The sequence below is a fragment of the Enterococcus mediterraneensis genome, assembly GCF_900604485.1.
Taxonomy (GTDB): Bacteria; Bacillota; Bacilli; order Lactobacillales; family Enterococcaceae; genus Enterococcus_C; species Enterococcus_C mediterraneensis.
In genome coordinates, this window is record NZ_UWOP01000002.1 from 59,929 (window position 1) to 82,830 (window position 22,902).

General features: G+C 39.9%; 23 protein-coding genes and 1 pseudogene. 14 read left to right on the top strand and 10 right to left on the bottom strand.

The genetic code is table 11. The features are described from left to right. Nucleotides 1-324: 324 nt before the first annotated feature. Nucleotides 325-735, top strand: a complete 411-nt coding sequence (locus tag EFB00_RS12180; RefSeq protein WP_122647156.1) for an NUDIX hydrolase — start codon at nucleotides 325-327, stop codon at nucleotides 733-735. 165 nt (nucleotides 736-900) lie between these two features. After that, nucleotides 901-1,272 carry a YccF domain-containing protein gene (locus EFB00_RS12185; RefSeq protein ID WP_122647157.1) on the top strand — a complete coding sequence of 124 codons (372 nt, stop codon included), beginning with the start codon at nucleotides 901-903 and terminating at the stop codon, nucleotides 1,270-1,272. Nucleotides 1,273-1,455: 183 nt separating this feature from the next. Here EFB00_RS12185 and EFB00_RS12190 read toward each other — a convergent pair whose 3' ends face one another. After that, the gene (locus tag EFB00_RS12190; RefSeq protein ID WP_122647158.1) at nucleotides 1,456-1,935 is read right to left on the bottom strand and encodes a hypothetical protein; all 480 of its coding nucleotides are present in this window, start codon (nucleotides 1,933-1,935) and stop codon (nucleotides 1,456-1,458) included. A gap of 374 nt (nucleotides 1,936-2,309) precedes the next feature. On the opposite strand from EFB00_RS12190, the gene EFB00_RS12195 reads away from it, so the two are divergent. Continuing rightward, entirely contained in the window at nucleotides 2,310-2,579 is a 270-nt protein-coding gene (locus EFB00_RS12195; RefSeq protein ID WP_122647159.1) for a hypothetical protein, read from the top strand. Between the two features lie 419 nt (nucleotides 2,580-2,998). Here EFB00_RS12195 and EFB00_RS12200 read toward each other — a convergent pair whose 3' ends face one another. Next, nucleotides 2,999-3,601 carry a class I SAM-dependent methyltransferase gene (locus tag EFB00_RS12200; RefSeq protein ID WP_122647160.1) on the bottom strand — a complete coding sequence of 201 codons (603 nt, stop codon included), beginning with the start codon at nucleotides 3,599-3,601 and terminating at the stop codon, nucleotides 2,999-3,001. Between the two features lie 104 nt (nucleotides 3,602-3,705). On the opposite strand from EFB00_RS12200, the gene EFB00_RS12205 reads away from it, so the two are divergent. Further along, nucleotides 3,706-4,167, top strand: coding sequence for a GNAT family N-acetyltransferase (locus EFB00_RS12205; RefSeq protein ID WP_122647161.1), 462 nt, complete (start codon nucleotides 3,706-3,708; stop codon nucleotides 4,165-4,167). 96 nt (nucleotides 4,168-4,263) lie between these two features. Beyond that, nucleotides 4,264-4,449 (top strand): hypothetical protein, encoded by a 186-nt coding sequence (locus tag EFB00_RS12210; protein WP_122647162.1) that lies wholly within the window; start codon nucleotides 4,264-4,266, stop codon nucleotides 4,447-4,449. Between the two features lie 133 nt (nucleotides 4,450-4,582). Here the strand turns inward: EFB00_RS12210 and EFB00_RS12215 are convergent, their stop codons facing one another. Beyond that, a complete protein-coding gene (locus tag EFB00_RS12215) occupies nucleotides 4,583-4,993 on the bottom strand; it encodes an Ohr family peroxiredoxin (protein WP_122647163.1) in 411 nt (136 codons plus the stop codon). Nucleotides 4,994-5,505: 512 nt separating this feature from the next. On the opposite strand from EFB00_RS12215, the gene EFB00_RS12220 reads away from it, so the two are divergent. The 5 genes from EFB00_RS12220 to EFB00_RS12240 all read left to right on the top strand — a co-directional run bounded on the left by EFB00_RS12220 (nucleotide 5,506) and on the right by EFB00_RS12240 (nucleotide 11,040). Continuing rightward, nucleotides 5,506-6,381 carry a helix-turn-helix domain-containing protein gene (locus EFB00_RS12220; protein ID WP_122647164.1) on the top strand — a complete coding sequence of 292 codons (876 nt, stop codon included), beginning with the start codon at nucleotides 5,506-5,508 and terminating at the stop codon, nucleotides 6,379-6,381. A gap of 352 nt (nucleotides 6,382-6,733) precedes the next feature. After that, nucleotides 6,734-9,211 carry a vitamin B12-dependent ribonucleotide reductase gene (locus EFB00_RS12225; protein ID WP_122647337.1) on the top strand — a complete coding sequence of 826 codons (2,478 nt, stop codon included), beginning with the start codon at nucleotides 6,734-6,736 and terminating at the stop codon, nucleotides 9,209-9,211. 93 nt (nucleotides 9,212-9,304) lie between these two features. After that, nucleotides 9,305-9,697 carry a DUF4430 domain-containing protein gene (locus tag EFB00_RS12230; RefSeq protein ID WP_122647165.1) on the top strand — a complete coding sequence of 131 codons (393 nt, stop codon included), beginning with the start codon at nucleotides 9,305-9,307 and terminating at the stop codon, nucleotides 9,695-9,697. Then, complete coding sequence (locus tag EFB00_RS13815) at nucleotides 9,679-9,804, top strand: DNA alkylation repair protein (protein ID WP_122647338.1); 126 nt, start codon at nucleotides 9,679-9,681, stop codon at nucleotides 9,802-9,804. The genes EFB00_RS12230 and EFB00_RS13815 overlap by 19 nt, the downstream gene beginning before the upstream one ends. 360 nt (nucleotides 9,805-10,164) lie before the next feature. Further along, complete coding sequence (locus tag EFB00_RS12240) at nucleotides 10,165-11,040, top strand: RCC1 domain-containing protein (protein ID WP_206423506.1); 876 nt, start codon at nucleotides 10,165-10,167, stop codon at nucleotides 11,038-11,040. Nucleotides 11,041-11,228: 188 nt separating this feature from the next. Here EFB00_RS12240 and EFB00_RS12245 read toward each other — a convergent pair whose 3' ends face one another. From EFB00_RS12245 to EFB00_RS12270, 6 genes are all read right to left on the bottom strand, one after another. Next, a complete protein-coding gene (locus EFB00_RS12245) occupies nucleotides 11,229-11,774 on the bottom strand; it encodes a ferritin-like domain-containing protein (protein WP_122647167.1) in 546 nt (181 codons plus the stop codon). Nucleotides 11,775-11,778: 4 nt separating this feature from the next. Continuing rightward, entirely contained in the window at nucleotides 11,779-12,006 is a 228-nt protein-coding gene (locus EFB00_RS12250; protein WP_122647168.1) for a heavy-metal-associated domain-containing protein, read from the bottom strand. A gap of 31 nt (nucleotides 12,007-12,037) precedes the next feature. Beyond that, complete coding sequence (locus EFB00_RS12255) at nucleotides 12,038-13,954, bottom strand: heavy metal translocating P-type ATPase (RefSeq protein WP_122647169.1); 1,917 nt, start codon at nucleotides 13,952-13,954, stop codon at nucleotides 12,038-12,040. Nucleotides 13,955-14,145: 191 nt separating this feature from the next. Beyond that, nucleotides 14,146-16,218 (bottom strand): transglutaminase TgpA family protein, encoded by a 2,073-nt coding sequence (locus EFB00_RS12260; RefSeq protein WP_122647170.1) that lies wholly within the window; start codon nucleotides 16,216-16,218, stop codon nucleotides 14,146-14,148. Beyond that, complete coding sequence (locus EFB00_RS12265; protein ID WP_122647171.1) at nucleotides 16,211-17,200, bottom strand: DUF58 domain-containing protein; 990 nt, start codon at nucleotides 17,198-17,200, stop codon at nucleotides 16,211-16,213. Before EFB00_RS12265 ends, EFB00_RS12260 begins: the two co-directional genes overlap by 8 nt. 4 nt (nucleotides 17,201-17,204) lie before the next feature. Continuing rightward, entirely contained in the window at nucleotides 17,205-18,140 is a 936-nt protein-coding gene (locus tag EFB00_RS12270; RefSeq protein ID WP_241153459.1) for an AAA family ATPase, read from the bottom strand. A 527-nt stretch (nucleotides 18,141-18,667) separates the two neighbouring features. On the opposite strand from EFB00_RS12270, the gene EFB00_RS12275 reads away from it, so the two are divergent. The 4 genes and pseudogenes from EFB00_RS12275 (at nucleotide 18,668) to EFB00_RS12285 (ending at nucleotide 22,268) form a co-directional block, all read left to right on the top strand. Further along, nucleotides 18,668-20,461, top strand: coding sequence for a 1-deoxy-D-xylulose-5-phosphate synthase (locus tag EFB00_RS12275; RefSeq protein ID WP_122647173.1), 1,794 nt, complete (start codon nucleotides 18,668-18,670; stop codon nucleotides 20,459-20,461). A gap of 74 nt (nucleotides 20,462-20,535) precedes the next feature. Next, nucleotides 20,536-20,881, top strand: a pseudogene (locus tag EFB00_RS12280) (MerR family transcriptional regulator). A gap of 52 nt (nucleotides 20,882-20,933) precedes the next feature. Beyond that, nucleotides 20,934-21,056 (top strand): hypothetical protein, encoded by a 123-nt coding sequence (locus EFB00_RS13760; RefSeq protein WP_277424036.1) that lies wholly within the window; start codon nucleotides 20,934-20,936, stop codon nucleotides 21,054-21,056. 99 nt (nucleotides 21,057-21,155) lie between these two features. Further along, nucleotides 21,156-22,268, top strand: a complete 1,113-nt coding sequence (locus EFB00_RS12285; protein WP_122647174.1) for an NADH-dependent flavin oxidoreductase — start codon at nucleotides 21,156-21,158, stop codon at nucleotides 22,266-22,268. A gap of 151 nt (nucleotides 22,269-22,419) precedes the next feature. On the opposite strand, the gene EFB00_RS12290 is transcribed toward EFB00_RS12285, so the two are convergent. Beyond that, a complete protein-coding gene (locus tag EFB00_RS12290) occupies nucleotides 22,420-22,767 on the bottom strand; it encodes a DUF6176 family protein (RefSeq protein ID WP_122647175.1) in 348 nt (115 codons plus the stop codon). Nucleotides 22,768-22,902: the final 135 nt, after the last annotated feature.

Consider the following 22,902-nt stretch of genomic DNA (forward strand, 5'->3'; position numbering starts at 1 on the left):
TGGTTAAGTGGGTAAACAAGGAATCTGACTGTGTACAGTTTTTACTTTAGTATCTGTACTCCGATAGTATACAGGTGTAGCTGTAAGGTTACTATAAGTTGCCATACGGGTAATCAAATGATAGAGGAAGGGAAAAGAAAAATCAATGTAAAGGGCAAAAGACTAAATTTTTTTAAGTTATAGATAATACACTTGCGGAAGTATTCCTTAGATTTATTAGCTTTTATGTACAAAATAATGATCTTATTTTATATTGTTATATGACCTTAATGCTAAACTGGAAAAGGAAAGCCGTCAACAAAGTACATAACTAGGAGCATAGGGATGAGAAAACAGAGTATTGAGTGTTGGATTTATAACAAAGACTTAAAAAAGTTTTTACTGTTGGAGGTAAAAACACAGGATCTGCAATTTTGGCAGCCGGTAACCGGTGGGATCGAACAGGACGAAACGCCTGAAGAAGCTGCAATTCGCGAAATATGGGAAGAAACAGGTTTGAAAATAAATAGACAGTCTATTTTCGAACTAGGCACCCAGATTGTTCCAATAAATGAGACATTGATCATAGAAAAGACTCTTTTTTTGACATCGGTTGTTGAAGATGAGGTTCGTATTTCCAATGAACATGTCGATTGGAGATGGGAAGACTGTCAGCGTATTCATGATTTTCTTTATTGGGAGAATAATAAAAGCAGTTTCAAATTAGCAGTGGAGCTTGTGGGGGGAAAGTTGTAGATACTGTAATTGAAGAAGTAAGAGCAGATATCCAATGAACTAGGTATTGAAACGTATATTGATTTAAGACAAATATAGTTTAAAAAATCGGCCAAAAGAAGGAGTTTTTTCTACTGAATGTATGGTATTGTTTATATACTTACTTAGGAAAAAGGAGTTTACAAGATGAGTTGTTTAGGAAATATTATTTGGTTCATTTTTGGCGGATTAGCAGGTGCTATCAGCTGGTTTCTCGCTGGCTGTTTATGGTGTATCACGATTGTGGGAATCCCTGTTGGCAAACAGTGTTTTAAATTAGCCTCGATGTCATTAGCACCTTTTGGAAAAGAAGTCGTTTATGAGGGGAATGGAGTCTCAGTTATTCTAAATATTATTTGGCTGTTGGTTTCTGGGATCCCGTTGGCGTTAGCTCACGTCGCAAGTGCCATTTTATTGGCAATCACGATCATCGGTATCCCATTTGCTAGCCAATCATTAAAGATGGCTCGCTTAGCATTGATGCCGTTTGGTGCGAGAATCATCTATACTGATCGTTAGGAAATTTTGATTTGTCGAACCAGTAGTTTTTGAGGATATAAGATTTCATGTTTTAAAAATAAAAAGTGCTGAAAACCTTGATGTGGTGGTTTTCAGCACTTTTTCTGGTGTTAACAGATGGAACAACACCAACAGAAGTGAAGCGGGAGCAGAAAAATCTTCTGTGTCATTTTCGTAGAAAGATTAATTGATCCTATAAGAATATTCCATCTCAAAAATTCTGCACTTGCGGATGTTCTGTTCAGCCTGTTTTTTAGTTTCGTAAATCGCGGCTTCTAACCGATGACTGCCTACTGAAAGAAACGGGCTGTTTTTATCCTCGTTTACATTGAAGCCAAATGATCGCAGTGTTGCTTTTGTTGCCGGCATCACTTGTTTTCCATCTAAATAAATCGCGGTATAGTACTTGTTGGGCAGGTTATCAAAGGTAAAAATGATTTCACCAGTTTTTAACTGGGCTAGATTGATTTTTCTTCCGATATCCTGATAATCGGGATCAAGGTTATTAACTTCGGAAATCGTAAATATTATAGGGAAATCTGCTTTTGGGGATGAGACGCAGGTTTCCTCCTTGGTACTATTCTTACTCCGTCTATCAAAGCTAAGGAATAGGACACTAATCAACAAAATAATCAGAAACAAGAACGCTACGAGTTTCTTCACAGATCGATCCTCCTTTAGTATGAAAAATTTTTGAATCTGAGACGATTATCTTCAAAAACGAAAATATCTTTCCTGAGAGTGTTGATTTCAGAAAAAGCATACAGCTAAAAGAAATCGTTATCAATGAAACAAAAAGTATTTAATTATCTGGTCATCGAACACTTTTTTATACTCTTTCGTCAAGGTCAGTTTATTCTTGTTTTTCACGTTGGATTTTTCAAAAAAGATACTTTAAAAAGGATTGTATTGTAAGCGGTTTTATGATAACGTCCTTTATAGAAAGATAAATGACGAGAAGATTATAACGGATTTGATTAAGGACAAACAACAAGCAGAGGATTTATTGATATGGTTTGAGAAAATGGAGGGCATTCATGAAAAGTAAAGACTCTCATTTAGGCGTCTATGTAGCAATTCTTCTCTACGGTCTGATACCAAGAATTACTATAAATCTACACTTTTTTAATTCAGAATCAAGATCTTCCATTGTCAGTATGGTTACCATTCTCATGTTCGTGATCGCTTATCAAAAGACTGAGAAAGGAAAGTGGGAGCGTCTTGATCTAGGAAATATGGTATTGGCAGCTTATGTACTATGTATTTTATTCACCATTATTCAGTTTTTACCGACTGAATTCATGTAGTAGGCAGTAAAGGAGAAGGCTAAAGATAGAAGAACATAGATTTGTTGCAATTTTGAAAAGAAACTTGGTTACGAGGACTCAAATCAAAACCAAAGGCAGGACACATTTTCGTGGGTAAGCTGATTTTGGCGACTTATACTATTGCTGTATTGTTGCTTTATCTAAAGTTTAGAAAACACAGGAATAAGGAGACGAAAACAATCTTTATTTTAGCGCTGATTGCTTGGGTCGCCTTGTTCTGTCTTTTCTACAGTATTCCAGGATATTTGTAACTAATTTTGCTTTTTAAATCCACATCACGTTAAAAAGCCCGCCGATCCTGAGATCAACGGGCTTTTTTTGTCCAGTAAAATAATTAAAATCTACATTCTAACTAATGAATGGGACCAATATAGAACATCTACTTCCGGTATTTAGAATTATGCTTTCTTCCCAGTCGCCAAGAAAAGTGACGCGTCTTGGTGCATAAACAGTTTTTCCCCATGATGGAAAGTGTGGCTGGTGACAGAAGAGAAGCCGGCTGCTTTTAACTTCTGATGTAATTCTTGCTGGTCAAATCCATTGTGGACCTTTGGATGATTGATTCGATCGTTTTTATCAAAATCCACGATCATCAGCTGTCCTTCAGGAGCTAAAAGTTCATAGAGTTTCTTTAAAATAGTTTCTGTATCAGGAATATGTAAAAGAACCAGTGAAACGAGGATCACATCGGCTTTGACAGTAGGAAATGAAACCGAAGCGTCAGCATGAATCGTTCGTACGTTTTTCAGATTCGCTGTATTGATTTTTTCTTCTGCCATTTTCAGCATCGTTTCCGCAGCGTCCGCAATAATCAACTCTTTAAAAGCATCAGCAAAAGGCAAGCTGACAAGTCCAGTGCCGCCACCGTAATCAAGTAAAACTTTTTGATTGGTGTTTACAGGGAAATACTTTACTACTTCCTCACGGATAATTGCAGCTAATGCCTGCCGGTCTGGTGTGTCGTAATGGTTCGCTATCGTATCAAAAATATTTTTTGTCAAAAGAATATCTCCTTACTGATGGTTACAAATTTTACTCATTATACCACATATAAGTGTGCTTCAAATGCTATACTTACATCAAAGAAGCGATCAATGGAGGAAATATGGAGATTATTTTTGTAAAAGAACCTGCAGAAAAGAGCAGATGCGTGCAGGAAGTATTGTTGGATCTACCTGAATGGTTTGGTCTGCCTGAATCAACACAAGAATACATCGAAAAATCAAAGGAGTTTCCTTTATGGTGCGTGAAGAAAGAAGAAGAGTATCTTGGATTTATCAGCCTTTCTTCAACCAGTGAAGACACAGCAGAGATTTATTGTATGGGTGTCAAAAAAGAAGCGCATCATCAAGGAATAGGGAAGCAACTTTTTCATACGGCAGAAGAATATGCAAAAAAGCAGTATAAATTTCTGCAAGTAAAAACGGTCGATGAAGGGCTTTATCCGCAATATGATCAAACAATCCGTTTTTATAAGTCATTGGGTTTTTCAAAGTTAGAGGTTTTTCCGTATTTGTGGGATGAGTGGAATCCTTGCTTGGTACTGGTAAAAAAATTGGCAGTATAATGAACGGAAGCCATTGGAACTAGCCAAGTATGGCGGATTGCGAAATGGAATATCAGGTGTTATACTTACCGCAAGATCCTAGAGGAGGGACAATCTATGAAAATCTTTATTTTGGTTTTTACCTTATTAGCGGCTCTGATTGGTAGTTATTTTAGCTACGGGATTTTTGCCAGTGATTTGGGACAACTGATCAGCAATAAAAAAGATTCGGGAGCGTCCACAAGTTCTATGATCAAATTTATTTGGCAGGAACTTCTCGACAATTTCAAAAGCACTAAGTAGTCATGTGATTGCAGTTTAGAAAAGCCTCAGCTATGGTCGAGCCTAGACGTACTCAAAAAGCGGTAAAATGATCTAATCAATAAAAAGCAAGACCCGCGGAAATTGCTCCACGGGTCTTTTTATCTATTCATGTTTATTCTGCTTGGTAAGTTACTTCGATATTGCCGTGGACTGCTTTTGAATAAGGGCAGATGTGAGAAGTTTCTTCCATATAGTTTGTGATTTCTTCTTTTGAAAGTCCATCGATGTGGCCGATGATGTTTACTGCAATATGCAGACTTGTTGTGTCGCTCATGTCTCCTAGCAAGCTTACTTCTGCACGGACACTGCGAGGTTTGTCGCCTAAGCCGTCACGTTCTAATGGAAATGACATAGCGCCGTTGAAACAAGCGGAGAAGCCGGCAGCAAATAATTCTTCAGGATTTGTATATCCTTCTTTTTTCGTCATTGTTGTCTTAACATTCAGGTAGCCGGTAACGGATTTGCTTTCTCCTTCGCGTCCGCCTTCGTTGATCACTGTCGCTACTGATAATTTTTTAACCATTTGAATCATCCTCTCTTATTTTTACACCATGATAAATCAGACAAGTAACTCTACTGAAATTACACACATAAAAAGTATGCGAGAGATCTTCCTATTGAATATTCTGCTAATCCCAGTAAAAAACAGCTGTCTGTTTTTTCACGATTAAGTATAAAATAAATATATAAAAAAGTATATTAAATTGCTTGAGGGTTTGTTGGTAAAAAACACACTAAAAGAGGTATTCATAGGTAAAACAAAATTATTTTTTGTATTTATTATATAAAAAAATATATTAAAAATTATTTGGTTGTAACATACTAAATAGAGAAGATTGATGTTATCCAATGATATCTCCATAGTTCGGTAAGAAAATTAATTGAAACAATGAGTAACTCACATGAATATGATGAACATTCGTTGTCTTTCCCGTTATGGAATGGTTTCTTAAACCCTTTTCAATTGTAGTTAGCCATCTAATAAAACGATGTGATACAATGATAACAGACATTACATACTAGGAGCATCAACGAATGGATATACAACGTTTTATTGCAGCCCGAAAAGCGCAAGGATTTTCACAAAAAGAGTTAAGTGAAGGAATCTGCACCCAAGCCACACTGAGCCGCTTTGAAAATAACGGTCAGATTCCGACGATCAAGATTTTGATCAAACTATGCAACCGCCTGCAGTTAAGTTTAGGGGAACTTTTCCCAAATGTAGGGATTCAAGCGTCTAAAGTCAATAAACAGCTGGAACAGTCGGAATTTAATCTGGTTACCAGTGAATATGAAGAAGCACAAAAAATTTTGGATCAGATTTCACAAAGCGAATTGCAAAGTCCAACACAAAAATGGCACTATCTTTTTTTAAAAGGTTATTTAAGTGCTTTGCAAGGCGGCGAGATCACAGAATCTTTCTTTTACTTTAATCAAATCTTATCAGAGTCTCCCAAAGAGAAATCATATATTTTTGTCCTATTAGCGTATACGGGTTTGGGGCTGACATATGCGAATGAAGGGGATCAAGAGAAGGCGGAATACTTTTTTGATAAAGCAGTCAGCGATGTCTATCAATATCCTATTGAAACGTCAGAGGATATTTGGCGGATATTGAATATCTTGTTTTATTCCGGAACATTTTATGCCAGCATCAAAGATTATAGTGTCAGTGATGCGTTGTTGCAGCATGGAGTCGCGATCTGTTCAGATAACCATGTGACCTATTATCTTGCGCGGCTGATGTTCCAATTGGCAAAAAATGCCCTAGTACAAAATAAAGAAACTGAGATCGTTGAAGAGTTTATTTCCGATGCGCGAGCTTTTGCGAAGATCAATAAGAATGCGGTGGAGCTTCGTGAATTAAAAATCTTGCAGGAGCGCTTGAAGAAACGCAAATCGCAAGATTGACCTAATGATTTTTTCCAAATAGCGGACATTAAAAGACAGTTTTTACGATTCAATAAAAATAGATATGTTATTTATACGCATCAAAGCAATAAATTTTTATTTGCTTTGGTGCTTTTTATCGTGCGGTTGATAATCTAGGAGAAATAGCGGACCGGGTTGGAGCAAAACACAAAAAAGCACTTTGGAATCAACTGTTAAAGCTGATTAATTGAGAGTCATTCTCAACTATAACAAATAAATTCTACAAATACAACATTGAAAAATACGATATATAGTGTGATAATGATTTTCGAACACAATATATTGTATTTTTTAAAAGGAATGTTATTTAGGAGTGATTCATTTGCCAAAAATATATACCGCAAAATATGAAGAAAAATTGAACCAAGATATTCAGCAATTTGAAGGACTGTTTCCTATCAAACCGGAGATGTCTATGACATTTGAAGGCATTTCTCGCTTGATCATGCTGGATCGTTATGCGTCTAAAGATCCTAATGGTCATACGATCACTGTAGGAGACTTAGTTGTTTTAACAACACAGCCCCATCCCCAATATCCAGCACGGGGAATCGGTATCGTTAGGGATATTACAGATGACCGTTTGATTATTGAAGTGGAGGAAGAATTTCGCAGCACGCTGACAGATCCGCTAGAAATGTCTTCAGGATTAGTAGAACGAAATAAAAACGAAGTCGAGAAACCTTTAGAAATCTATTATGAGCAAATAGCCAAACGTGTCGCTCATGGTATCGCTAAAATGGAAAAAGATCCTCAAAAGAATGACTTTGAACAAGTATTCTATAAACAATTGGTCGAGCAAAATCTGATTCCTGCTGGGCGTGTACTATACGGCGCCGGGACAGATTCCGAAGTTACCTACTTCAATTGTTTCGTGATGCCTTTTATCCATGATTCACGGGGCGGATTAGCCAAACATCGGCAGGAAGTCATGGAAATCATGAGCCGCGGCGGCGGTGTCGGTACCAACGGCTCAACGTTACGTCCGCGGGCGGCGATCGTTCATGGCGTCAATGGCAAATCATCAGGATCCGTTTCATGGTTGAACGATTTAGCCAATTTGACCCACTTAGTAGAGCAAGGCGGTAGTCGTCGCGGTGCACAAATGATCATGATGGCAGATTGGCATCCGGATATTTTTGAATTTATTATTTCGAAAATCCAAAATCCCTCTGTCTTGCAGCGCTTGATCGCAACGACAGACAGTCAGACGGTAAAACAACTTGCCACAGAAAAATTATCCTTTACACCTTTATCTGATGCGGAACATGAATTTTATACAACTGTTCTTGAACATAAAGAAAGCTATGCTTTAGAACAAAATGCTTATTTGAAAGAGATACAGCAAAAAATCAAACAAGGTGGAAGCTATTCTGTCAAAAACAGCGAATTTTTATCAGGAGCCAATATCTCAGTATGTTTAACAAAAGATTTCATGACAGCAGTAGAACAGAATGCGGACTATGAATTGCGTTTCCCAGCGATTGAGGAATACAACTCAGAAGAAATGGCAGACTATGATAGAAACTGGGCAGAAATCGGCGATGTCAGAGAGTGGGAAGCAAGCGGGCGAAAAGTGAAAACCTATGCTACCATCAAAGCTCGAGAGCTATGGGATCTGATTACATTCTGCGCGACATATTCCGCGGAACCAGGGATCTTTTTTATTGATAACGCAAATGAAATGACAAACGCCACGGCTTATGGGCAAAAAGTCGTCGCTACCAATCCTTGTGGAGAACAACCCCTTACGCCGTATGCAGTCTGCAATTTGGCTGCCATCAACTTGGCCAATATGGTAAATCGCAAAGAGAAGAAAGTAGATTTTGAAAAATTAGCGGAAGTCGTTCGCGCAAGCGTCCGTTTTCAAGATGACGTTATCGATGCAACGCCGTATTTCTTTGATAAAAATGAAACACAAGCAAAAGGGGAACGTCGTGTTGGGTTAGGTGTGATGGGTCTTGCAGATCTATTGATTTATTGCGAGAAAGTTTATGGTTCTGAAGAAGGCAATCAGTTAGTTGATCAAGTCTTTGAAAAAATCGCTACGACTGCCTATACAGCTTCGATCGAATTGGCAAAAGAAAAGGGCAGTTTCCCTTTTCTTATTGGGAAAAATGAAGAAGAAACCCAAGAGTTGCGGAAAAAATTTATTCAAACAGGTTACATGAAAAAAATGCCGCAAGAAATCCAAGAAGACATCCTGAAATACGGCATCCGCAATTCCCATTTGCTGACAGTTGCACCTACTGGATCAACGGGCACAATGGCTGGTGTTTCGACTGGTTTAGAACCATATTTCGCCTTTTCGTATTTCCGAAGCGGCCGTTTGGGTAAATTTATTGAAGTCAATGCCGAAATCGTGGATGAATATCTCACTGAGCATCCAACCTGTACCAAAGAACAATTACCAGAATTTTTTGTTTCAGCTATGAGTCTTGATCCAGAAGCACACGTTGGGGTACAGTGTACGATCCAACGTTGGGTGGATAGTTCGATCTCTAAGACTGTCAACGCACCAAGAGGTTCACAAGTAGCACAAGTTGCTGAAATCTACGAACAACTGTACAAGGGTGGAGCAAAAGGCGGTACCGTTTATGTCGATGGGAGTCGAGATAGTCAAGTGTTGACTTTGGAAGCAGAAGAGAACGAACAGATGGATCTTTTAGATGAGCAACAAATTGTGTCTGTCGATGAACAACTTGCAGAAGGCGAGATTTGCCCCATCTGTCATGAAGGAACGATCGAAGAAATCGGTGGATGCAGTACCTGCACAAACTGTAAAGTTCAACTTAAATGCGGGTTGTAAAAACAATGAAAAAAATTGTTATTGTATTTTAACTGCTCTTTTTTTAAAATAAACGAGGACCATAACGGCAAGAATTTTTAAGGAGTGAGAATAATGAAAAAAATCATCACCGCGAGTCTTCTCGTGATAAGTACCTTGGTGATCGGTGGTTGTAGTACTCCTGCAACAGATACTGCTGCAAGTACGACTACGGAGAAAACAACTCAACAAACTGTGACGATCACTTTAAAAGAAGACAAGCAGCAAATCGATTCTAAAAAAATCGAAGTCAAAGAGAAGGCAAATCTATTTGATACGATGAAAGAAAACTTCACGATCAAAGATGAAGATGGGTTCATCACGTCAATTGAAGGCCATGAGCAAGATCCAAAAGAAAATAAATACTGGACCTATACTATTAATGGAGAGCCTGCTATGAAAGGCGCAAAAGAAACCATCCTGAAACAAGGCGACAAGGTTGTTTTTGAATTGGAGAAAACGCAGTAAACAATTATTTTAAAAAAAGTAATGTAGATGTTACTTGTAGCACCGTAAATGAGTTATTGAATGATAATAAAGAGACGATTCATAAAGGCACGGGGTGGATGCTATAAGCAATTGAGGAGATTATCCAAATAGATTACTTGCTTTTTTAGAAACTACTGTAAGTAATACTGCTGATATTAAAAATTAGTACCTATAATTGTAAAAAGCAGTTAACTCTACTCTATACATGGAAAATAAGTTTTAGAATTAGTACAAAAGGTATTGTTTTTATTCGTTTTATGATACGATAATTACGTAAGATTCCTTGAAAATCTTACTACCAGGTAGGCATTGCTTATCTGGTATTTTTTATGCTCCTATCTCACAAATAAGAAGTAAATCATGTTGGCAAATATATTCTGCTGAATTAAAATGAGCATAATAGATCATATACCCATTGAAGGCTTTTCAAAAGGAGTTGGATAAAAGTGTGTCATGACTCAAATGGATTATTTACTATCGCGGCAGGCAGACGTCACAGTGTGGCTATCAGATCGGACACTACCGTTGTTGTGACTCCAGATAAAAGCAAGCAATTCAAGACTGATCATTGGAAGGATATCCAATCTGTTGCGATCGGTAATGTGCATCTTGCGACGAATACCGGTAATGAACACATCGTTGGGCTGAAAAGCGATGGGACTGTCGTAGCGACTGGGTGGAACAAGCACAATCAATGCGATGTCAGTGATTGGCACGATATTGCAGCTATTGCGGCAGGCTGGCGGCGAACGTTAGGATTGAAAAAAGACGGTACGGTGATCTCTGTAGGCAGAGAGAATGAAGGACAGTCTGATGTAGCCCACTGGCAAGAAATCAAGGCCATTGCTGCAGGAGATTGGCATACCATCGGGTTAAAAGCAGATGGGACTTTGATCTCTACTGGAAATAATATGCGGGGACAATGCAATGTAGAGGATTGGGAGAGTATCCAATCTATTGGAGCGGGCTATCTCCATACTGTTGGTCTCAAGAATGATGGTACCGTAACAGCTGTTGGCTGGAATGAGTATCAGCAATGTGATGTAAGCAGTTGGCGTGAAATTACCATGATTGCAGCGGGAAGCTATCACACAGTAAGTCTACGCTTAGATGGGACAGTCATAGCAACTGGTGATAATCGATTTGGGCAATGCAATGTAGAAAATTGGCAAGAGATCATTGCCGTTGCAGCCGGTTGTTCTCATACCATCGGCTTAAGATCGGATGGCTCTGTGGTAGCTACGGGAGATAATGGTTATGGTCAATGCGAGGTAACAACTTGGCGTAATCTCAGAACGGATCAAAGTAAGAAACAAGTGTAGTGAACATAAATTTTTAGGGGAAATCAACTATCAATCAATAAAAACCACCTGCCGATGCTCGTAGACAAAGCATCAGCAAGTGTTTTTTTATCTTATTTCATAAGAGATCGTGATCGCTGTCTCCTGTTTCGCGACATGATCTTTATTTTTAGGGGAAGGTTTTATTTTTGTGTTTATAATCTTAAGGGCTAATCGTCGTCTTCATCTTCGTCATCAAGGTCTTGACGAACGGTTTTTCCTTGCAGGCGTTGGACTTGGTAAATGACATCTTTGTTGAAGCTCAACAATTCAACGAGTAGTTGTTGCAAGCCGTATTTTTCTTCTTTTTCAGCTAACTTGATGCCCCGTGTAATGAAGACGTTTTGGAAATCAAAGTCCTTTGCGAAATTTTCCAGCATAGCGGTCGCAGACAAGTACTTGTTTTGACCGTGCTCAGGGATCTTGCCGTAGCGGGTTACTTCTTCCAACGTAGTAGGGATCACTTCATTTTCGATCACTAGTTCGTGAGCGATTTTTTTGAACCAAGCCGCTTCTTGATCGGCAAATCCTTCAAAGACGGTACTCAATTCATTGGCATTGGCGCCTAAAACGTAGAATTGTGCTTGTGTCAGCTTCATTTCTTGCAGTTTAAAATTGGCTAAAATATGACCGACCATTGCGCCGGCAGTTGGTTTGTGATGATCAAGATCCGCTTTTTTGACTTCTTCGGCAAATTTTTCTTCGACTGTACTCATTGATTTACGCCTCTTTCACTTTCGTTGATTGGACTTCATAACCTAATTTTTCTACAACGGCAGACAATTGTTCGGGGCTGACTTCATCTGGATCGAAGTTAGCTTTGATTTTGCTGGCATTGAATAAGACTTTTGTATCGCTCACTCCAGGTTGTTGAGAAACGGCATTCTCGATTTTTTGCATACAGCTTGGGCAAGACAATGTATCTAATTGCATGATGATTTTTTTCATAGTAGATTTTCCTTTCTTCTTCTTGATGCTTTTATTGTAGGGCAGAGCTGTCGGAAAGAACTTGATGACTATCAAGTTTTTCAACTTTTTTATGGTCGAAGTACAACAAACGCATAGCATTGAAAATAACGACTAGAATGCTGGCTTCATGGACGAACATTCCGCTGGCCATGTAGATGAAACCGGCGAACAAACCGATGAGCAGGAATAATACGACTCCGATCGCGATCACGACGTTTTCTCGAGTGTTCAAGACAGTTTTTTTAGCTAAGCGATAGGCATGGACTAATGCTTCAAAACTGGATTGCATCAAGACGACATCACTGGTTTCAATAGCGACATCGGTTCCTGAACCCATTGCGATACCGATATCTGCGGTTGCTAAAGATGGTGAATCATTGATCCCATCACCGACAAAGGCGGCACGACGACCTTCATCTTGGAATTTTTTAACGAATTGAACCTTTTCATCCGGCAGTAATTCAGCGTGGACTTCATCGATCCCTAACTCATTAGCGACATAATCGGCGGTGATTTGGTTGTCACCAGTCAGCATCACCAAATGTTTGGCACCGGCTTGCTTCAGACGAGCCAACTGTTCAGCAACTTCTGGACGGATCACGTCAGAAACACCGATGATCTGGGTAATTTTTTTATCGATAGCGACGATTATGATGGAGCTGCCGGTTTTTTGCAGTTGCAGCAGATCTTGTTCTTGTTGCGGTGTCAAAGATAGTTTATGAGTCGCGATCAATTTGGCATTTCCGGCACAAACTTCATGACCTTCGATTTCAGCTGAGATTCCTTGTCCTTTGATGGTTTGGTTATTTTTGATTGCCAGTTGTTGAAAGTTCAATTTTTTCTCGTTGGCATAATTAATCACAGCCCGTCCAAGCGGGTGATCGGATAATGTTTCTAGCCGCGCAGCTAAAGCGAGACTGAGATCTTCGTCATTTGTATAGCTTTTGATATTGGATACAGCAGTGGTTCCTTTTGTTAAGGTACCGGTTTTATCAAAGACAAAGGTATCGATCTTGGAAAAAGTATCCATCGCTTCGCCGCCTTTGACTAAGATGCCGCGTTTTGCACCGTTACCGATACCGGCCACATTGGAAACGGGAGCACCGATCACTAAAGCCCCAGGACAACCAAGAACCAAAACGGTGATCGCTAGACGAAAATCCCGGGTGAACAAACCGACAAGCAATGCGATCAACAATACGGCAGGTGTGTAGTATTGAGAGAAACGGTCAATAAATTTTTCTGCATGAGATTTGGTATCTTGTGCTTCTTCGACTAATTCAATGATTTTCGCAAATGTCGTATCGTCACCGACTTTTGTCGCTTCGATCTTTAGATACCCATCTGCTAAGATAGTTCCAGAGAAAACCTCATCTCCTTGGGTTTTGACGACTTGTTTGGATTCACCGGTAACAGCCGCTTCATCCGCGTAACCTTTTCCGTCAATAACTTGCCCATCTACAGGGATCGCACCGCCAGTCTTCACTAATACGATGTCGCCTTCTTCCACGTCATCAATTTCGACTTCTTCGATGGTACCATCCGCTAAAACAATGCTGGCGGTAGTAGGGGCCATTTCTGTCAAAGCTTTGATGGATGCTCTTGTTTTCGTCAATGTTTTTTGTTCCAAGTAGCTGCCGAATAAAAACAAGAAAGTCACGATAGCTGATTCATTGTATTCTCCAATGATAAAGGCACCCACTACCGCGATCGTTACTAAAAGGTCGATGGAGATGACTTTGACTTTTACTGCTTGATAGGCATGGATCGCAATTGGGATCACGGCGATGATGGAGGCAACGGCTAATGCTGCTTTGTACAAAAACACGGCGCCGACAAATTTACCGATAAAGCCTAAAACGATCAAGATGGCTGATAAAACAGTGATGTGGTTACTATGATCTTGGATCCACTTTTGAAATTTCATTTTTCTTCCTCTTTTCTTTCTCTTTCTTACAAGACACAGTATAGAGACTATTGGGCGATAAAAAATTGACCAGTATCAAGTTTTGAAAAAGATTGTGCGGGAGGAGGTAGTAATAGGTGATTTTTATAAACAAAAACCAAGCGGGCTCCTGTTGAACAGAGGCACCGCTTGGCAATCACATATCTAAATGTTTATTTTCTTTTTTTAGAAAAAAGAATTCGTAAACTTTCTAAGAGAAGTCGCTTTTCACTGGTAGCTTTTGATCCCCCGTAGAGAGATTCTTCGTAGCGGCTTGTTGCTTTTTGCCAGTTGCCATCTAGTTGCCATTTTTCTTCCGCCCGCTGACTATAAGCGGTTAATGTCTCTGCTGGCTTGCGAGGCAGTTTTCTTGAGAACAAGAAAAGCAGGGAGCGATAGCCAGATTCAAAGGAAAGTATATTGAGTGCAAAAGACAAGAGGTGATATACCCAAAATCGGGCAGTTATGACTAGTCCTAATAGTAAAGGGATAAAGAGCAGACGTAAGTCAAATAGATAATGTGTTTCAGATCCTTGGGCAGCTTCCACAGTACTGCTCACTAAAGTCTCCTCACTAGGAGCACTCGTCTCTAATGGATTTGTTTCCGAAGTCTCTGTCTCTGCAGTTGGTAGGGTTGTCTCTGTCGTAGATTCTTGTGAAAAGGTATCAGAAAAAGCCGGTGTCGGCTCAAAGGGCAGCCAGCCATAGTCAGTAAAGTAAACTTCCGGCCAAGAATGGGCATCAGCATTGCGGATCGTGACTTCGACACCATTTTCAGTTGTTGCAACAGCTCCGTTATTAAAGCCCTTCGCCCAACGTGTCGGAATATCCAGGCTACGCAGCAGAACGATCATAGCTGTGGAAAAATTGTCACAATAACCCACCTTTGAATCAAAAAGAAAGTAATCTACATACTCACGATTTTCTGGAGTGACTTCTGTATCGATCTTAGAATAGCGGAATTCTCCTGAACGCAGATAGTTTTGGATCGCTTCCACTTTTTCCAACTGACTCTGAGCATCCTCGGTAATCTCAGCAGCCAACTCCCGGACTCGTCTTGGCACTGAATCCGGCAATTGGGTGTACATTGCCATACCAGGCAGAATCGGTGCTTCTTGGATCGTAGGCCTTTGAAGGGGACGGAATATCAACTGTTGTTCTGCCGTTGATGCAAAAAAAGAAATCCGTTCAGTACTCCTGTCAAAGCGAACTTCATTTAATACAGTCGGGATGTTCCATTGAATATTCCCATAAGGCTGAGGCAAATAAGGGATTGCTTCACTTGGTGTGATGGTTACAGTCTCGCTATCAGCTACCAGTGTTCCAGGATAAGTAAAAAGATAAAACGGATTGGAAGGATATCCTCTATTTTCTCCGATATCTGTCCATCCTTGGCCGCTGTAATTATGTTTTGTTTCTACTCGCCAATAGCTTGGAGAAGACATTTGAGCGGTAAATAAAATAGTAAAGTCATCTGCTAGAGGACCGCCAAGAACCGTATCATCTTCAGAGAAGCCGCTTCGTTTGAGAGCACCTGAACCGCCCCCGTAATCAGCGATCGCGTCAAAAATTCCTGCCTCGTTGATCCGATTCCGCAATGGTTGCCCCCAAAAGAAAATTTCTCGTTGTACTTGCGGCAGACTGATTGGGAAAAGAAAAGCGAATACACCGATAAGACTTAAAAAGAGGAGCAAGCGGTTATTTTTGGCTGATTTATTTTCAATCATTTTTTCAGTGAGCAGAAATCCACAACAACTGATAGAGATCAAAACACCTTCAAATAATAAGGTTTGATGGCTAAAGATAGTCAATAAAATCAAATAACAGATAGTAAAAAATACGGCCAAGCGCCACCGATGAAAACGCAAAATCAATAGACTAGATAAAAGCAAAAAGAGCGTCATAAAGAATACTGCTGTATCGACTGGTAAATGAGAGGCTGTTCCTTGATAGATCAGCTGCAGCTGTCCATAAATTTTCTGGACAAGAGCTGGCAGCCATTCGCTTAAAGAGAGGCCTGGTTCCACAGGGATCGTCAAATGCAGCACCCACAAAGTCAGTAAAGAGATTCCAAAGAGCCGTATGATCCGTAACCGCAAAGAAAGCAAAAGATGCAAAAGAAATAAAAAGAGGTACAACGGCCAAGTTGGTGAAAGCTTATTGGCAATAGCAAAGGGTGTGATCAATGTTGCCAGCAATAAATAAGAAAACAGCGAAAACAGCCAGTGCTTTTTTGAATTAATCATCGGTACTCACCGCCTTTGGTAGTGTCCAACTCTGCTTTTTACCATGTATTTGCAGCATTTCTTGCTGTTCGATCAAGGTGACGGAGTTATGCTGCTGCAAGAAAGCAATGCTAGGTGCTGTTGTTTCATTACGTTCACTAAACAGCAGAATCTGACGATTTTTCGGCAAAACGCCAGCAGGGGGGCCTTGCTGATACACCGCCCATTCTTCCGGTGTGATGTGTTGAGAGAGCACCCCGGATTTTGACCAAATCAAGAAATGAAAGTCATTTTTATGCTGTTGATAGAAGGAATAATACAAATTGATCAACTTTTCTGAATCCGACCATAAAATTATCAGAACCGGCTGATTTTCTTCCGGCAAGAGTTCTCGTGTGATCAAATCCTCTGTCCGAGCAGAAAGCTTCCAATTGATTCGATTCAACGGATCTCCATACTGATAGTTTCGATGGTCAGCGATCTCGGAAGAAAAATAATCTTTTTCGTAAAGCAGTCTATTTTTCAGTAAAAAAGTATAAAGATTTCGACTGTATTCAAAGTCTGGTTTCGGCAAAACCAGCACTTTTTCCTTTAATATATAGGTTTTCTTTCGTTGCAATTTACCTGTCAGATCACTGATTTCTAAAGTGAGAGGCAGTGAATCAACGATGCCGCGATGCTTGAAAAAAACCGGCAAATAGAGCTCTTCATTTTTATTTAAAGAAATCGCCTTACCATTGAAGGACAGGTAAGGCTCTAGAAATAGCCGGCGATCAAAAACTATTGGTAATTGCTCTTGAGTTTGGGCATGGGCGACAGTTTGTCTTAAGGAAAAGGAGAGCAAACCAGCCGGCATTAGCCACATAAACCAGTTGACGAAACAAAATAGTAAATAAAAATAGAAAAGGTACCAGCCAAGGGAATAATCGAAGCCAAATGCGTACAATCCCAGTCCCAGCAAAACGGATACTTGCAAAGTAAAATGAAGAATCGTTTTTATCATTCGGCTACCTCACTGGAACAGGGATTTGATCAATGATCTCACGAATGATCTCATCAACTTGTTTTTGAGAAAAATCTTTGAGGATCAGTCGATGGTGAAAAACTGCCGGGACAACGGCTTGCAGATCATCTGGTGTCACATATCCTCGTCCCCACGTCAAAGCGTATGCTTTTGCCGCTTGGATAAATGCTACACCGGCCCGAGGGGAGATGCCTAAAACCAGATCTGGATGTATACGAGTTGCTTGAATCAGCTGCAAAGCATACCGGAGAAGTTCGGGAGCGATGTGGACTTGCTGAACAGTATACTTTAAAGTCGTTAATTGATCTAGGGACAAAACAGGAGGGACCGGCTTAGAATCATTCCTCCCAGCTAACATCTGCAGTTCAAACTTTTCGGCTGGATAACCTAATTTCAAACGAAACAAGAACCGATCCAACTGGGCTTCCGGAAGCGGGTAGGTTCCTTCATTTTCTAAAGGATTTTGTGTAGCAATCACGAAAAAGTGTGGATCTAAGGATATTGATTTTGATTCGATCGTCACCTGTTTTTCTGACATAGCTTCCAATAAAGCCGCTTGCGTGCGGGGTGTTGTTCGATTCAATTCGTCTGCTAAAAGGATCGTGGTAAAGATCGGACCTTGATGGAATTCAAATTGGTTGGTTTGCCGATTAAAGATCGAGACACCTAAAAGATCGCTAGGCAATAGATCAGGAGTGAATTGGATTCGTTTGAAATCGGCTTGGATCGCTTGCGTCAATGTTTTTGCCAATAATGTTTTTCCGACACCCGGAATATCTTCAAATAATATATGTCCATCCGCCAACAATGCTGTGACTGTTAAACGCAGAATCTCTGTTTTACCAAGGATGTTTTGTTGTAGGGCAGCCATTAACTCGTTGATTTTTGTCTCCGCATACTGAAAAGGTTGTGTCTCCATCTTCGTCACCGCTTTCATATTGTGGTTAGCGCAAAATAACGACTAGAAAATACGCCGTTTTATTTAAGAATCGTTTAGTTTATTATCCCAAATTTTCTCCATTACTACAAAGGCTTTTTCTGATGGTTTTATAATAGAAAACTTTATAAGTAAAATTACTGCATAACATTTTTTTCTTGATAAAGAAAATTATTTATAAATATGGTGAGGAAAAGATATTTATAGTCTTTTTTACCGGCACATATTATAGATCTACTTTAAATATATACTTTAAAAACTGAAATGAGCTATTTTTTGCTTTTAAATACTTAGTAGAAAAGAGGAAGAGGTAGTCATAGGGAATTTAGATTGTTTAGGCAGTTGTAACTAGCTAAAAAAACAGGTATGTTCGGTAATTTTTATCGAAACACAGCTTGATTTATATATGCCGTGAGTTTTTTAGGTGGAGAAATTTACTTTTTTTCAAAGCTCTTATTGACTTAAAGTCCAGGTTAAGTTGTACACTGGAAAAACAGAGGAGGATGACTATGATTTTAGAACAAATTCATGACCCACAGGATTTAAAAAAACTGACGAACGAAGAATTACATACGCTCGTGGATGAGGCGCGGGAGGCATTGTTGCAAAAGGTCAGCCGGCATGGTGGGCATAATGGACCAAATCTAGGTGTAGCGGAAATGACAGTGGCTTTACACTACGTTTTTGATTCTCCAAAGGATAAAATTATTTTTGACGTATCTCACCAATCCTATTTCCATAAAATGCTGACAGGACGGGCACAAGCCTTTATTGATCCTGCACATTACGATGACGTTTCAGGTTATACCAACTCCAAAGAAAGCGAACATGATCTATTTACAGTCGGTCATACGTCTACATCACTTGCTTTGGCAAGCGGCGTCGCAAAAGCGCGGGATTTAAAAGGCGAAGACGATAACGTTGTCGCGATCATCGGGGACGGTTCTTTGTCAGGCGGTTTGGCCTACGAAGGCTTGAACAATATCATTGAGCTGGGGACAAACACGATCGTGATCGTCAATGACAATGATCAATCCATCGCGGAAAACCACGGCGGTCTTTATCGTAATCTGCGGGAATTGCGGGCGTCAAACGGACAGGTAGAAAACAACTTTTTTAAAGCATTAGGCTTTGAATATCATTATCTTGATAACGGAAATGATCTAGACGCGTTGATCGCGTTGTTCCAACAAGTAAAGGATACAGATCATCCTGTGTTGCTGCACATCCATACTATCAAAGGAAAAGGCTTCAAATTTGCAGAGGAAAACCGTGAAAAATTCCACGCAGGCGGTCCTTTTAGTTTAGAGACCGGGGAATATCTTTCAGCCGGCAATAAAAAAGACACCTATAACAGTGTGACGACGGAATATCTGATGAAAAAAATGGCGGCTGATCCTACCATTGTAGCGGTAAACGCCGGAACGCCGATGGTTTTATTCAATCAAGAACAACGGGCAAAAGTCGGCAAACAATTTGTCGATGTCGGTATTGCGGAACAGCAAGCAGCGACAATGTTAGCCGGGCTTGCGAAAAATGGTGTCAAACCAGTTTGGGCAGTCACTTCCACCTTTATGCAACGAAGCTTTGATCAGATTTCCCACGATTTGGCATTGAATGATCTTCCAGGAACGATCTTGGTTTACGGAGCTTCTGTCCACGGGATGAATGACGAAAGCCATATAGGGATCTTTGATATTCCTTTTATGAGCCACATCCCGAATGTAGTTTATCTGGCACCTACGAACAAAGAAGAATACTTGGCGATGCTGGATTGGTCTTTGGAACAAACGGATCATCCGGTTGCTATCCGGGTACCAGTCGGAGCGTTAAAGGAAACAGGAGTAGCTGACACCACTGATTATTCCCAACTTTATAAAAATCAAGTTACGAAAGTTGGTTCAAAGGTTGCTCTTGTCGGTGTAGGGAATTTTTATTCGTTAGCAGAAGAGATCGCCAAAGAATTGGATGCCAAGTATGAGATCCAAGCAACAATCATCAATCCTAAATTTATTTCAGGACTTGATACAGATCTATTGGATCATTTAACAGACGACCATCAGCTAGTAGTTACACTGGAAGACGGGATCGTCGACGGCGGTTATGGTCAAACGATCGCCAGCTATCTCGGCAATACCGATGTGAGGGTTCAAAATTATGGTTTGGAAAAAGCCTTCCATGATCGTTATAATGCAGCTGAACTATTGCAAGAAAATGGTGTTACTGTTGAAAACATCACCGAACAAATCGTAAAAGCTCTGAAGGGTAAACATGTCCTGTCAGCAAACGAAAGTACTCGCTAAAGTAAAGACACGACAATAGCTGATCTTGTTTGAAAAGGATTTGAAGTTAAGTATAACCAGAAAGGCTGATAGAAATGACGATCTCAGAAGCAGCACGGACGGATCTGACCGCCGTGACATTACGGTATTATGAACGAGTGGGACTGTTCCCGTCTATCAAAAGAAAAAACGGCGGCGTTCGGGATTATTCTGAAGAAGATATCGAATGGATAGAATTCATCAAGTGTATGCGCAGTGCAGGGTTAAGTGTTGAGTCATTGATTGAATATACATATCTGTTATCAACAGGGTACAGAAACCCAGACAGCCCGCAAACAACTATTGATAGAAGAAAGAGAACAATTAGTGTTGAAATATCAAGAATTAGGCAGAACACTGGAACAATTGAATAAAAAAATCGCTCATTACGACAAAATCTAGGAAAAACAAAATTTACAGTACGAACGTTCATAGAAGGACTACGTCAAGAATAGTGCAAAAAGAGTGGGGATCGACTTCTGAAGATATCTCAAGTGCCGTCGTCTTTGCTATCGATATGCTGGGCTGGATGTCAGTCAGCAATATAGTCGTACGACCAAAAACACAAGAAGTGTAGCGTCGCAAAACTCTCATTTAACAAGCGCATCTTTTTGCAAAAAAACCATCCAGTGCTATAACTAAATATGAACCTTTAATAGATGGAAGGAGTTTTTTCATGTCTACACTAAAAAATAGTCTTACCTTTAAACGTGGATTATCTTTAAAAAACCGTATCGTCATGGCACCTATGACGACCAAAATGTCTTTTTATGATGGTGTGATCACCAAAGATGAACGAGAATATTATGGACTGCGGTCTGGAGAGGTGGGCGCTGTCATCACCGGAGCAGCTAACGTACAAGCAAACGGTAAAGGCTGGGAAGGGGAATTAGGGGTCTATGATGACCGCTTTATTCCTGGATTAGCCAAACTTGCGGCGACGATCAAACAAAACGGCACAAAAGCGATCCTGCAGATTTTTCATGGTGGACGGATGACAAACTCTGAAATTTTGCGGAACACGCAACCAATCGCCCCCAGTGCAGTTCCAGCAGAACGGGAAAATGCCGAAACACCGCGAGAAATGCCTTCTGAAGAGGTCTTTTTGCTGATTGAGAATTTTAAAAAAGCTACGATCAGAGCAATCAAAGCCGGTTTTGACGGTGTGGAACTTCATGGGGCTAATACCTATTTGATCCAACAATTCTTTTCGCCTCATTCCAATCGACGGACGGATGAATGGGGTGGTAGTTTAGAAAAAAGATATCACTTCATCGATCTATTAGTAGATGCTGTGACAGAAGCGGTAGACAACAGCGGCGTGAAAGATTTCATCGTAGGCTATCGTTTTTCTCCTGAAGAATATGAAACTCCCGGGATCCGTTTTGAAGATACACTGTACTTAGTAGATCATTTGGCAGATAAACCATTAGATTATCTGCATATCTCATTGAATGATTGTAGCCGCGTGTCCGTTAGTGAGGAATACCAAGAAAAGCCGATGATCCAATACGTTCATGAAAAAATCAAAGGACGGGTACCATTGATTGGAGTAGGAGATGTCCGCTCCAAAGCAGATGCAGAAGAAGTATTGCAGTATGCGGAAATGGTGGCAATCGGCCGCTCGATCCTGATCGATCCTCATTGGCCAAGCAAAGTTTTGAACAATCAAGAAGAACTTTTACGAACCAAGATTTCCCAATATGACCGTGAAGAATTGTTACTAGGAAATGGCGTTTGGGAATTTCTTGAAGGTATGATGCCAGAACGCTTGATCGAAGAAAAATAGAATTTTCAAATTTCTAGAAAAACCCTAGTAGAGGACCAATCTCTAAAAATGGTCTTATACTAGGGTTAAATAATATATTCAACTATTTAATCAACTTTCAGCTGCAACTGGAAGATACAAGTGTTTAATTTGTTTTAACTTATTTATAGAGTTACTTCATATGCTTCCGTATTTTATCTGGAATCATCACTACTTCGGTTATTAGATCAACCGGTTTATAGTTGGTATCGATACATTCTTTCCAATATTCCAGATGCTTCTTGTCGATCCAGTTTTCAGAATCTTCTACATTCAGACCTACTGGATTCTGAATAGAATACCAATACAAAAATTCTTGACCATCTAATTCCTCTCTAAAAATTGTCTCTACATACATTTTTTCTCGCTCCAATGTAAGCAGCATTTCTTCCATATTATCTTTGAGAAATTTCAACCATTTATCAACCTGCTTAGTTTTTCCCTCTTTTACTTTGAATCTAGTTAGTTCAACTTGGGTCATAACAGTACACCTCTTGTTTTAGGGTTAGTCTATCATAAATTATCTGTTATGCTATTATTTTAATGAGAGGTTTTAAATGTGATGGAATGAGCCTATAAAAATTGTGGATACGCTAATGTAAAAGGATTTTGACAA